Annotated in this window: 4 protein-coding genes and 1 pseudogene; 2 read left to right on the top strand and 3 right to left on the bottom strand. The window is 70.5% G+C overall.

The features are described from left to right. The first annotated feature begins 78 nt into the window (after window positions 1–78). Window positions 79–1,458, top strand: a complete 1,380-nt coding sequence (murD, locus tag H4W31_RS09955; protein ID WP_192766390.1) for a UDP-N-acetylmuramoyl-L-alanine--D-glutamate ligase — start codon at window positions 79–81, stop codon at window positions 1,456–1,458. Window positions 1,459–1,531: 73 nt separating this feature from the next. Here the strand turns inward: murD and H4W31_RS09950 are convergent, their stop codons facing one another. The 3 genes from H4W31_RS09950 to H4W31_RS09940 all read right to left on the bottom strand — a co-directional run bounded on the left by H4W31_RS09950 (window position 1,532) and on the right by H4W31_RS09940 (window position 10,740). Next, window positions 1,532–3,556, bottom strand: a complete 2,025-nt coding sequence (locus tag H4W31_RS09950) for a cell wall-binding repeat-containing protein (protein ID WP_192766389.1) — start codon at window positions 3,554–3,556, stop codon at window positions 1,532–1,534. Window positions 3,557–3,843: 287 nt separating this feature from the next. Next, window positions 3,844–5,871: a cell wall-binding repeat-containing protein gene (locus H4W31_RS09945; RefSeq protein ID WP_192766388.1), complete on the bottom strand. Its 2,028-nt coding sequence runs from the start codon at window positions 5,869–5,871 to the stop codon at window positions 3,844–3,846. 489 nt (window positions 5,872–6,360) lie between these two features. Further along, a complete protein-coding gene (locus H4W31_RS09940; RefSeq protein ID WP_225945465.1) occupies window positions 6,361–10,740 on the bottom strand; it encodes an ExeM/NucH family extracellular endonuclease in 4,380 nt (1,459 codons plus the stop codon). A 965-nt stretch (window positions 10,741–11,705) separates the two neighbouring features. Between H4W31_RS09940 and H4W31_RS09935 the strand changes: the two are divergent. After that, window positions 11,706–13,400, top strand: a pseudogene (locus H4W31_RS09935) (VanW family protein); the annotation flags it as partial. Between the last annotated feature and the right edge of the window lie 50 nt (window positions 13,401–13,450).

Here is a 13,450-nt window from a genome sequence, read left to right as displayed (position 1 = left end):
TAGAGTTTGGGCGCGTACCAGAACGCGCATGATCGCCACCGTGGACCGCGGGCGATCCGCGGGCGAAGGAGTTCTCGGGTGCAGTTGACGGAATTGCGTGGTCGGCGCGTCGCGGTCTGGGGCACCGGCCGGGAGGGCGTGGCGGCGGTCAACGCCATCGCGCCGGTCGGACCGGCCGACCTCGTCGCGGTGATGGACCGGGAAACCTACGCCGCCAACCCCTGGACCGGGCGGCTCGCCGAGGCGGCACCCCTGCACACCGGGCCCGCCGCCCTGGAGGCCCTGCTCCGGGCGGACGTGGTGGTCCGGTCCCCGGTGATCGGCGAGACCCACCCCTGGGTGGTACGCCTACGTCAGCAGGGCGTGCCGATCACCAGCGGCACCGCGCTGTGGATGGCCGAACACGCCGCCGCGACCATCGGGGTGACCGGCAGCAAGGGCAAGAGCACCACCACCAACCTGATCAGCCACCTGCTCACCGCGGTCGATCGGCCCAACGCGATCGGCGGCAACATCGGCGTACCGGTGCTCGACCTGCCCCCCGCCGACCGGTACGTGCTGGAACTCTCCATGTACCAGTGCGCCGACCTGACCGACTCACCCGAGGTGGCGGTGCTCACCTCACTGGTGCCGGAGCACCTCGACTGGGCCGGTGGCGAGGCCGAGTACTACCGCCACAAGCTCAACATCGTCGAGCACGGGCCCCGGCAGGTGGTGTTCAACGCGTACGACGAGCGGCTCCGGGCCGAACTGACGGCCCGCGCCGGGCTGCCGCTGGTGCCCGCCGGGTCGGCCACCGGACCGGAGGCCGGGGTCGGAGTCGCCGCCGGCCCGGACGGCACCCCCTGGCTGTACGTCGACGACCAGCCGCTCTTTCCGCGTACCGCCCTGGCGCTGGTCGGCCGGCACAACGAGTGGAACCTCTGTGTCGCACTCGCCGCGCTCCGGGCGGTCGGCGTCGACTGTGTCGCCGAGCGGGAGCGACTCGCCGCCGCGCTGGCCACCCTGCCGGCGCTGGAGCACCGGCTCACCCCGATCGAGGACCCGTCCGGCATCACCTTCGTCGACGACTCGCTCTCGACCATCCCGCAGTCGGCGATCCACGCCATCGAGGCGTACGCGGCCCGCCCGTTGACGGTCATCGTCGGCGGCGAGGACCGGGGGGTGGACTACGCACCGCTGCGCGACTTCCTCGCCGAGCAGGGGATCACCGCGACGATGATCGGCATCCCGGACAGCGGGCCCCGGATCCTGGACGTGGTGAAGGACGTACCCACGATCACCACCCTGACCGCCGACGACCTGGTCGAGGCGGTCCGGATCGGCCGGGAGCGCACCCCCGCCGGTGGGGTGGTGCTGCTCTCCCCGGCCGCACCCAGCTACGGCCGGTTCGACAACTACGCGCACCGGTCCCGGGTCTTCCGGCAGGCGATCCAGGACAGCGCCGAATCCGGCTGACCGGGCGCCCGCCCCGGTCCGGAACGTAGGCGGGGGACCGGTCCGCCGACCGGTCCCCCGCACCGCACCGCCGTTACCGGCGCGTCCGCTCCTTGAGCTCCGCCGCGAGCGCCTCGGCCTGCTCCGGGGTACGGAGTTCCGGGGCGCCGGTCGTCGGCTGCCGCCCCGCGCCACCGGCCCCGACGGCCGGGACGACCGCACCGGAGATCCCGAGGTCGGTCACGTTCTCCCGCTGGTCGAACCCGCCCGGACCACTGATCCGGCTGCCGACCCGGGTCTGCTGGTCGGCCGAGACGACACTCGGGCCACCGAAGACGAGCCCGGTGTGCACCGTCGCGCTGTTCTCGTCGAGGTACCACTCCACCTCGGTGGAGAGGTTCGGGTCGGTGCCCCGGGTGAGCAGGAGCGGAGACCCGATCGTGCCCATCAGCGCACCACCGGCGAGCGCGTCCGGCCAGTCCCAGCCGGTGGCGACCCCGACGTACGGCGTGGCGCCAAAGAAGAACCAGGCCGTGTACCACGCCGTCTCGAAACGGTTCTTGCCGATGATCTCGGTCCGCCGGTACGGCCTGGTGGCGATGGACGCCTGGAGGCCGATCCCGTAGATGGCGGGGTACCCCGGCAGTGCGTCCAGATAACTCTTGGTTTCCGGGGTCAGCACGTAGTCCTTGGTCAGTACCACCACCGCCGACCTCTCACTGCCCGGAAGGTTGTGCGCGCCGGCCGCCGCGCCGGCCGCGAGCGCGTCCGGGAAGTCGGCGCCGGTCGCGGTGAGAACCAGGTCGGGAGTCGGGTCGATCTCGTTGGCGATGGCGATCGAGGTCGTGTAGCGGTCCTGGCCGGCGAGCCGCTCGACCTGGTAGCCCAGCGCCCTGACCTGGGTCTCCACGTTGACCGAGAGCGCACCGGGGCTGCCGAGCAGGTAGACGGTCCTACCGGGGGCGAGGATCCGCTGGATCTCGGTCCGGGTGGCGTCGTCCAGCGCGTCCGGCGGGGTCAGCAACAGCGGCCCCTGCTTAGCGGCGGCCAGCGCCCCGCCGCCGAGCGCGTCGGCGTACAGGTCCGACCGGGAGAGTACGACCGATCCGGCCGCCTGCCGGGCGTCGGCGCCGTCGGCCACGCTCGCCCAGTGGGACTGCGAAACGGCGACCGCCGTGGTGTGCCGGTTCTGGCCGGTGAGTCGCGCCACCGTGTCCCGCCGACGCGGCTGGTACGCCGGTACGCCGGACAGTCCGGCCACCACGGACGGGTTGCCGGCCGCGCTGCCGTCGGCGGGCGCCGTCGCCACGCCGTTGTCCTGGCTGAACGCGATGGTCCTGCCGATCGGCGACCAGGCCGGGTGGTCGTGGTTGGCCGCGTTCGACGTCACCGGGGAAACGTTGTCGCCGTCGATGTCGGCGGCCCAGACCTGGTTGCGACCGTTGCCGTCCGCGCGGATGAACGCCACCCTCGTACCGTCCGGGGAGATGGCGGGGTTGCTGGCGTTCTCCACGATGGTCCGGAAGCCGAGGCGCGGGTCGTAGATCCCGACGTCCGACCGCCCGCTCGGGGCGTCCGCGCCGCCGGCCTGCGTCTGGTAGACGACCAGGTCACCGGGACCGGCGTCCGGACGCAGGTAGTGCCGCCCGTCCTGCGGCGAGAGGGTGGTCGGGGCGTTGCCGCTCACCGCCCGTTGCACCTCCAGCCGCCACGGCCTGCCGGCCTCCTTCCCGGCCCAGACCGCCTCGACGCCGTTACCCCGGTAACTGGGGTCGCGGCGATCGACGATCGTGTCCTCGGGGGGAGCCATGATGTACGGGGAGACGATGAAGTGGTTGCTGGCGTCGTCGAACCGGATGGTGACGATCTGGCCGCCGCTGTCGGAGTAGATGAGACGGCTGCCGTCGGGCGACCATGAGGCGCCGTCGATCACCTGCGCCACGGTGAGGGTCTCACCACTGGCGAACCGCAGTGTGTTGGTGCCATTGCTGGCGCTCAACACCTCGCCGTCGCCGCCGGGGCTGGCGGTGGCCGCGGTCGTACCACTGAGCACAGTGGTCGCGGCGAGGGCGAGGACCGAGGCGAGCGCCAATGGCCGATGGAGTTGACGTGGAGTCAAAACAGGGCTCCTCGTGACAGCTGCGCGCCGCACTTCCCAGCTGGGCCGGCTGGCCCCCCGTGGGGCGACGCCTCCTGCACCATATGGCTCCCGTTATGAATCGCGCTGCCCCGTGCCGGTCCGGCGGTCCCGGAAACGGCGTCGAATACCGCAGCACAATTCGGACGTACCAATCTAGTTTTACGCCTGAGTTGGATTTTCGCCTCGCCGGCGGACGACCCCGGGCAGGCGAACGGGGGCCGGTCGATTGACCGGCCCCCGCGCGTACCCGTTTCTGTACTGCCTTGCTACCGCTCCAAGCGCTCCTGCAGTTCGGCCAGGGAGGCCCGGATCTGCTCGGGCGTACGGCGCCCGGTCGGCTCCGTCGCCGTCTTGGCCCGCTTGCTCTTGGCCGCGCTGTTGACTCCGACGGCGCCGTTGATCCCGATGTTGGTCGGGTTCTGCACCTGGGTGTACCCACCCGGACCGCTGATCCAGGTACCGACGCCCGCCTGCTGCCCGGTGGCGACGACGCCGGCCGAGCCGAAGATGAGCCCGCTGTGCAGGGACCCGCTGTGCTCGTCGAGGAAGAGCTCAGGCTCCAGCGACAACGTCGACGCGCCACCCCGGGTGAGCAGCATCGGACCGTTGATCGTCGCCATCAGGGCACCACCGGCGAGCGCGTCCGGCCAGTCCGCACCGGTCGCGATTCCGGCGTACGCGGTGCCTCCGAAGAATCCCCAGGCGGTCATCAGAGCCGTCTCGTAACGGTTCGTTCCGTAGATCTCGATCGGGTTGTACTGTGCCGTGGCGGTCTTGCCCTGCAGGCCGACTCCCACGACCACCGACCGCTCATTCAACTCGTTGAGGTAGGTCTCGGTCGCCGGGTCCAGGACGTAGTCCCTGGTGAGGATGACCACCGCAGCCTCGTCACTGCCCGGGGTGTTGAACGAGCCGGCCGCCGCACCGGCCGCCAGCGCGTCCGGGAAGTTGGCGCCGGTGGCGGCGAACACCCAGGTCGGTTCCGGGTTGATCTCGTCCGCGATGGCGAGCGAGGTGGTGTACCGGTTCTGGCCGGCGAGCCGCTTCACCTGGTAGCCGAGCGCGGTGACCTGGTTCTCCACCGTGGTCGAGATCGCACCGGGGCTGCCGAGCAGGTAGACGGTCTTGCCCGGGGCGAGAATCCGCTGGATCTCGGTCCGGGTGGTGACGTCCAGCCCGTTCGGGTGGGTCATCAGCAGCGGACCCTGCTTCGCGGCGGCCAGCGCCGCACCGCCGAGCGCGTCGGCGAACAGGTCCGACCGGGACAGTACGACGCCCTCGGCCGACTGACGCGGGTCCGAGGCGTTCGATGCGGTGGCCCAGTGCGACTGGGAAACCGCGGCCGCGGTGGTGTACCGGTTCTGCCCGAATACCCGGACGACCTTGTCCGACCGACGCGGCTGGTACGAGGGCACCCCGGAGAGGTTGGCCACCGTGGTCGGGGTCGCCGCCCCGCTGCCGTTCGCCGGTGCCGTCGCTACGCCGGTGTTCTGGCTGAACGCGACGGTGTTGCCGTCGGGCGACCAGACCGGGTTGTCGTGGTTGGCCGCGTTCGAGGTCACCTGGACCACGTTGCTGCCGTCGATGTTGGCGACCCAGACCTGGTTGCGGGTGCCGTCCGAGCGGATGAACGCGACCTTCTTGCCGTTCGGTGCCATGGCAGGGTTGCTGGCGTTCGACAGGATCGTCTGGAATCCGTCGTCGGTGTTCGGGTCGAAGACGCCGACGTCCGGCGTTCCACTCGGCACGCCCCCGCTGTCGGCCTGGGTCTGGTAGACGAAGAGGCTACCCGGGCCGGAGTCCGGCGCCAGGTAGTGCCGCCCGTCCTGGGGTGAGATGGGATTCGCGGTGAAGCCGCCCGAGCTGACCTGCACCTCGAGCCGCCACGGCTGGCCGGCCTGCTTGGCGGCCCAGAGCACACCGATACCGTCGCCCCGGTAGCTCGGGTCACGACGCTGGACGTTGTCCGGGGCGGACATCCACCAGTAGTCCCAGCCCTCGTTGTGCCGGACCGTCGCGATCCGGCCGTTCTCGGTGGCGAAGATCGCCCGGCTGCCGTCCGGGGCCCAGGCGGCCCCGTGCATGGTGGTGATGGTCGGGTCTTCAGGGCTGTCGAGCGTGAGCTTGGCACCACTGGAGAACGTGATGCTGGTGCTGCCGTTGCTGGAGGTCAGCACGTTGCCAGTGCCGGCCGGGCTCGCCTGTACCGCCGTCGTGCCAGCGATGGCGGCGGTGGCGCCGAGCGCGACCACCGAGGCGAGCGCCAACGGCCGGTGGATGAAACGTGGAGGCAAGGGTACTCCTCGCGACAGATTGCGCGCCGCACTGCCCACTTGGGGCGGTTGACCCCCGTGGGGCGGCGCCGTCGAGAACCTTAAGGGTTCCTTTATTCAGCGCGCTGCCCCGTATCGGCCTCACGGCACAAAATGGTCCGTTAGGCCAGTGGAAGGCGGCCGATCCGGCGGTTCGTAATTGATAGCCGATACTCTGGTACGGTCCGCGCCAACTAATCCCGTTTGCCGTACCGACGCCGATCCGTCTCCGACCCGCTCGGTCGTTGTCGAGTCGCCGTGTCTATCCGGTCGCCATCCGCATTCGGTGGCGATGCGTACCTGGCCCGCTATGCGCATGTGGCCGTCGTACGTATCCGTCCAAATCCGCATCGGACGCCACCACCCGGATCCGAGGACGCCGGAAACCGGACTGCGGGCCCGGGACCGTGTTCCGGTCCCGAACCCGCAGCCGTGACTTTCCACACTCGACGTCGCGGACTCAGCGTCCGCTCAGAGCCGGGCGCACTGTCCCGTCGCCGGGCCCCGGACCGTGTTGGCCCGGCCGTCGTTGCCCGGCCCGGGGTTGTTGCCCAGGCAGGAGAGCGGGCCACTGATCTTGTTACCGGCCACCAGCACCGGCTCGCTGCCGGTGTTCCCGACCAGGGAGACCGGGCCGGAGACGGTGACGGTGTCCACCCGTACGCCGCCGCTGCTCAGCACGATCGAGACCGGGCCGCTCACCCTGCCCTTCTCGACGAGCACCTGGCCGGTCCCGCCGACCACCGACACCGGGCCGGAGACCGTGGTGCCGTCCAGGGTGAGCAGCACCGAACGGGTCGCGGTCACCGGGCCGGCGATGCTGCCGCCGGTGGCCACCAGGGACGCGCCCGGCAGTACGGTCACCGGTCCCGAGATCGTCGCGTTGTCCAGGCAGGTCAGCCCGGAGAAGACGGTCAGTGGCCGGTTGTGCCGACCGGTGATCGTCGTGGTGCACTGCGGACCGGGCCGCCCGATCGTCGACCGGGGCGCCGGATCGGCGGTCACCGGCGAGTTCTCGGCGAGGTGGTCGGTCAACATGGTCAGGTCGTTGTCCCCGGTGGTGACCCGATCGGTGCCGCCGGCCAGGGTGACGAAGTTGTCCCCACCCGAGGCGAGGAACGAGTTGACCGTCAACCGGTAGCTGCCGGTCGGGCTGACCGGCGTGCCGTTCAGGGACATCGACGTGATCCGGGAGCCCTGTGCGGCCTCCGGGTCGTAGGTGTAGCTGAACCCCTTCGAGACGCCCAGCCAGAGCACCGGCCGGGACGCGCCCGCCGGCTGCCACTGCTCCTCCAGTACCTGCTTGAGTTGGGCACCGGTGTAGCTCTTCGTCACCACGTCGTTGGCGAACGGCTGCACCGAGAACGCCTCCGAGTAGGTGACCACGCCGTCGGCGCCGTACAGCAGGTCGGCCCGAAGGCCACCCGGGTTCATGAACGCGATCTGCGCCCCGCCCCGGCCGGCTGCGGAGGTGCCGGCGAGCTGCACGTCGGCGATGAAGTTGCCGAGCACCGACTCCTTGCCCCGGTCCTCGTTACCCGCCTCGTTGTACGCCCGCTTGATGTCCGCGGTGATCGAGCCGAGTTCCCGCTGGCCCAGTTCCTGGGCCCGGACCTTGGCCGCCGCCACGATCTCGGCCACCGCCGGGTCCTGCGGTGCGCCGACCACGTCGACGAGCCCGGCGTCGGCCGTGGTGACCTCGCCGGTGGCCGGGTCGAAGGTCAGGTTGACCCGGCCCAGCCGCTTGCCGTAGTCCTCGGCCTGGACCACCGGACGCAGCTTGTCCGTGCCGGGCACCGGCACCTCGAAGGCGTACGGCTGGTGGGTGTGGCCGCTGAAGATGGCGTCGATGGTCGCGTTCGCCCGGGTGAACTTTCCGAAGACCGGGTCGTTCGCCAGTTCCTCGGCCGAGCTGATGTTCTCGGTCGCCGCCCCCTCGTGGGCGAGCAGCACCACCACGTCGGCCTCGCCGTTGGCGGGATCGCCGTCCTTGAGCTGTCCGGCGACCGCATTGGCCTCGGCCACCGGCTCCCGGAAGGTGATCCCGGCGATGCCGTCCGGGCTGACCAGCGAACCGGTCTGCTCGGTCACCACGCCGACGAACCCGACCCGGATCCCGCCGATGGTGCTGACCGAGTACGCCGGCAGCACCCGCTCGTTCCCCCGGTACACGTTGGCGCCGAGCAGCGGGAAGTCGGCCCGGTCGGTGACCCGGCCCGTCAGATCCGCGATGCCCTTGTCGAACTCGTGGTTACCGACCGCCGAGGCGGCCACCCCGATCTGGTTCAGCGCGTCGATCGTCGGGTTGTCGGCGTCGATCGCCGAGATGAAGGTGGAGGCACCGATGTTGTCGCCGCCGGAGACGAAGGCGGTGTTCGGGTTCTCCGCCCGCAACTGGTTGACCAGGCCGGCGACCTGGGCGGCTCCGCCGATCGGCCGTCCGTCCGGCGCGTTGCCGGGGGATTCGAGCCGACCGTGGAAGTCGTTGACGCTCAACAGTTGCAGCTCGACCGGACCGGCCGGGGCGGTGTTCAGCCCGACGACGATCGGGTTGTGGTCGCTGGCCCGGTACGGGTCGGCGGCGTAGAACTCGGGGTGCCCGTCGTACTGGAAGGCGTACGACTCGTGCGAGTTGATCTGCCAGATGTCGACGCCGGTGACCCGGGCGGCCAGCGACGGCGAGGCGACCGCGTGGTCCAGCGAGCCGGACTCGCCCCCGAAGACGTAACTGTGCTTGCCGGTGTCGTTGAGGTCGACGTACGTCGCGTCGTAGAGGACCTGCATCGGGTCCTCCCGGGTGTACGCGTTGAAGTCGCCCAGCAGCAGTACGTCGTCGCTGCCACTGTCCGTCTTCAACTGCTCGACGAAGGTGACCAGGGAACGCGCCTGGCGTACCCGGTCGCCGTTGAACGCGCCCTGTCCGTCACCGCTGTCGGCGTTGTCGCCGGTCGCGGCGTCGGAGGTGCTCTTCGACTTGAGGTGGTTGGCCACCACGGTGAAGGTGACCGGGCCGGCAGTGAAGCTCTGCGCGATCGGCTCCCGGGCGTTGGACCAGACGGTCTCGTCGTTGATCGCCCGGGACGCGCCCTTGGGCTGCGCCTTGGCCGGCTTGAAGATGATCGCCGTGGTGATGAAGTCCTGCTGGGTCGCGCCCGGCAGGTCGGCCGGGCTGCGGACGTAGTCCCAGGTACCGGCGCCGTCGGCCGTGTTCAGCGCGGCGACGAGTCGCTTGAGCGCCTGCTGCGGATCGACGGTGTTGAACCGGACCGAGTTCTCGATCTCCTCCAGGGCGATCACGTCGGCGTCGAGTGCGCTGATCGCCGAAACGATCTTCGCCTCCTGCCTGGCGAGGCCGGCCTCGTCCTGCGCACCCCGGGCGTCGCCGCCGAAGTGGACGAAGTAGTTCAGCACGTTGAAGCTGGCCAGCCGCAGGTCGCCACCGACGTTCTCGGGTGCGGCCGTACGCGGGTTGGTCACCTTGAACGTGGTCCGGCCGATCGGCGGGGTGTCCGCGCTGACCGGGGCGGTCGGCTGGAGCCGCCACTCGTTGAAGCCGTACGACAGCACGCTCGGCCCGAACGCCTCGACGCTGTCGCCGACCCGCAGCGGGTTCGCCTTCGACAGGTACGGCGGCAGCAGTCCCGCGTCCGCCAGGTTGGTGGTCCGGCCGTCGTCGAGCAGCAGCCGGCCGAGCTTGTTCGCGGCGGCGGCCTGGCGGGCGGCGTCGGAGCCGGGCCGGGCGATGTCGGTGGGGATGACCGCGGCACGGTCTCCGGCGGCGAGTACCACCTCGCCGTACCGGTTGGTGTTGTACACCTCGGAGACGGTGTACTGACCGACCGGGGCGACCACCATCGACTCGACCGACTCGCGGGCGGCCGGGTCCAGCGGCAGGCCGAGCGCGACCGGTGCCGGCAGTGCGACCCCCTCCGCACAGACCTGTACGTCGGTCCGGGCGGCGATGCTGACCTGGGTCAGCCCGTTGAACTCGCTCGCGGTGCCGCTGACCCGGACCCGGTCGCCGATCGCGACGCCCGGGTGGTTGGCGGTGTTGGTGGTCAGGTAGACGAAGAGGCCGTCCGAGGCGGTGCCGGCGGCCGGCGCCCGTCCGCCGCTGCCGGCGGTCTGGAGGTAGACGCCGTTGTAGCCCCCGGTGCGGTGGTCCGCGGTGACGACACCCTCGATCGTCACCCGGGTACCGGCCAGCGGGGTCGCGTCGCCGGTCCCCTGGACCTGCGCGATGGTGTGGCTGACCGGGGTGTCGCAGCCGACCGGTTCCGGATCGGGGTCGGGGTCGGCACCGCTGTTGCGGGTGCCGAAGCTGTGTGCTGCCGGTGCCCGCCAGTCACCGCCGACGCGCTGAAGCGACTCTCCCACCGGAGTACTGCTGCCCTCCGCCACCCCGATGTCGGTGGCGGCGAGTGCGTTGGCCGGTCCACCGACCCCGGTCAGGCCCCCCTCGTAGCTGAGGAACTCGGCGACGGTGCCGTCCGGCGCGACGAGCGCGACCGCGTCGGGCGAGCCGTTCTGGATGCCATCCGTCGGGTACGTCGCGACGACGACCCCGGCCGCCGGTACGGCACCGGCGAGCGTCCTCGTGTTGTATGCGGCGCCGTTGTTTCCGTTGTAGAGGACGAGCTGCCACCCGGTAAGGTCGGTTCCGGTCGGAGCCTCGACCTCGATGGCCTCGCCGCTGTCGGCGCCGACGTTGTCATAATGAATTTCACTGATGAAGGGCGTCGCGGCGGGTTCCGCGGCGAACGCCGCGACTCCACTGGTCATACCGAGCGCACCACTGGTGAGAAGTACGCCCAGCGCCTTGAGCGAGCGTCCGCGTCTGTTCCGGCGCATCAAGTTGCCTCCGATAGGGGGTCGACGGTCGGAGCATATGCGGGGTCGGTGGCGAACCGAGAGCTGCCAGGTGTACGGAACACCATGGATGTTCGGCTGTAACGCGCCGAAGTTCGGACTATTCGGCGTTATCGACCGGGTGTCCGGGGGCCGCTGCCCACGGCACCGCCCGGGACCACCGCCAGATGACGAGGTCCGGCCTGACGCGACAGTGATTCGGAAGCCCGCCGTTTCCGGGAGGGCCGCCGCCCGTTCCAGCCGAGTTTTGGCTACCGTAGTCGTCCAGGTCTTGCCGAGCGGGCCACATCGACGCCCGCCGTATCGCCCTGATCGAGGTGTCCGTGAGTCAGTACGGCGAGAACAGAGTGCCCGTCGACGAGCAGCCGACCATCCAGATGGCCGCCGTCTCGGTCCCTGCCGAGGAACGTCCGACCATCCAGATCGCTGCCGTCACGCTGCCGGCGGAGCAGCGATCCGGCCAGGCCCGGAACGCGACCGCCCCCGGCACCGCGCCCTTCGGGGCGGGCACATCGGGTGGCCCCCGCACCGGCGTCACCGGCCCGACAGCCGGCAACGCCGGCTTCGGTGGCCCGACAGCGGGCAACCCCGGCCTCGGTGGCCCGACAGCCGGCAACGCCGGCTTCGCCGGTCCGACAGTCGGCAACGTCAGCTTCGGCGGTCCAACAGCCGGCAACGTCGGCTTCGGCGGTCCGGCAGTCGGCAACGTCAGCTTTGGTGGCGCGACAGCCGGCAACCCCGGCCTCGGTGGCCCGACAGCCGGCAACGCCGGCCTCGGCGGCCCGACGGCCGGCAACCCCAGCTTCGGCGGTCCGACGGCCGGTGCCGCTCGTTCCGGCGGGGCCGCCGTCGGTGGCGCTCTCCTCGACCGTCCGACCGGCACCGATGCCGGCGGTCCCGGCACGCCTGCCTCCGGTGGATGGGAGAACCCGGGCGCCGCTGGCCCAGAGCCCGCTCCGACGGCCCGCCGAGGGCTGCGCCGGACACTGCTCGCGATCGGCACCGTCGCCGCCGTACTCGTCGTCGGAGGCACGGCGGCCGGTGGCTACGCGTACGCCGGCGAGGTTCCCCGGGGCACCAACGTGCTCGGCATCGACCTGGGCGGCAAGAGCCGGGCCGAGGCCGTCACAGCTCTCCGCGCCGACCTGGACCGCCGGGCCAGCACGTTCACCACACCGGTGCCAGTACGGATCGGCGACCGGACCGGTGAGATCTCCCCGGCCGCCGTCGGGCTCGCGGTCGACGTGGAGGCGACCGTGGCGGCTGCCGTCGCACAGCGCCCCGGGCCGGTCAGCCTGTTGTTCGGTTCCCGGGACGCGGCGCCGGTCGTCACCGTGGACGCCGAGAAACTCGACAACGAACTGCGCAAAATCATCGGCAAGAGCGGCCCGCAGATGACGTTGCCGGCAGTCACCTTCGCCGGCACCACCCCGAAAGCGGTGTACCCGAAGCCGAGCAAGGGCATCCGGGCCGACGACTCGGCCAGGGCCGTACGGGACGGCTGGCTGCGGGGCCAGCCGGTGGTGGTGCCACTGGTCGAGACGCATCCGGTGACCACCACCGAGGAGGTGGATCGGCTGATCACCGAACTCGCCAAGCCGGCAGTTGCCACGGCGGTGTCGGTGAAGACCGAACGGGGTGCCTTCACGATTCCGCCGGCCGCGATCGCGAAGAGCCTCGTCCTCAGCTCCGACAAGACCGGCAAGATCCAGCCCCGGGTGGACGAGAAGAAGCTGCGCTCCGCGCTGACCAGCCAGCTCGGCAGGGTCGAGGTGAAGGCGAAGGACGCCAGCATGTCGATCCAGGGCAACAAGCCGAAGATGGTCGCGGGCGCCGGCGGGCAGCAGGTGGACACGGCCACGCTGGCCCGCGAACTGCTGCCGGTGCTGTCGAAGGCCGACGGACGTGAGGTCACGGCGAAACTCAAGGCGGTGCAGCCGAAGGTCAGCACCGACGACGTCGCCAAGATGGGCATCAAGGAGCGGGTCTCCAGCTTCACCACCAACTTCACCGGCGGACTCAGCTCCGCCCGGAGCCAGAACATCGTGACGATCGCCCGGGACGTGGACGGCACGCTGGTGAAGCCGGGAGAGACCTTCTCGCTCAACGGCCACACCGGCGAGCGCGGCTACTCCCAGGGCTACCGCGACGCGCCGGTCATCCTCGACGGCAAGCTCGTGCCGGGAGTCGGTGGCGGTACCTCCCAGTTCACCACGACGCTGTTCAACGCGTCGTACTACGCCGGGCTGGAGGACGTGGAGCACAAGCCGCACTCGTACTGGTTCAGCCGCTATCCAGCGGTGATCGAGTCGACCATCTTCTGGCCGAACCTGGACTTCAAGTTCAAGAACGACACCCCGCACGGCGTACTGATCGACACCTCGCACACGTCGAGTTCGATCACCGTGTCGATGTGGAGCACGAAGGTGTACGACAAGGTGACCACCGAGTACAGCCCACGCCGGAACATCACCAAGCCGAAGGTGATCAAGCTGGCCGCCGGCCCGTCCTGCATCCCCACCAACGGCATCGACGGCTTCACCCAGGACGCGTACCGGGTCTTCCACAAGGGCGGCAAGGTGCTCAAGCGGGAGAAGTTCACCTGGAAGTACCTCGCCGAGCCCCGCTACAGCTGCGGCTGACCAGCGGGCTTCCCGGGTGGTATGACACAACCGGGATGGCATCGGCACAT

The organism is Plantactinospora soyae (assembly GCF_014874095.1).
Taxonomy (GTDB): domain Bacteria; phylum Actinomycetota; class Actinomycetes; order Mycobacteriales; family Micromonosporaceae; genus Plantactinospora; species Plantactinospora soyae.
Note: the sequence above shows the minus strand (reverse complement) of the source record. Positions and strands in the feature narration are given on the sequence as shown.

What these genes read in the sequence shown, in the direction of transcription:
- H4W31_RS09940 (WP_225945465.1), bottom strand. Translation starts at nt 10,740, where the DNA reads ATGCGCCGGAACAGACGCGGACGCTCGCTCAAGGCGCTGGGCGTACTT.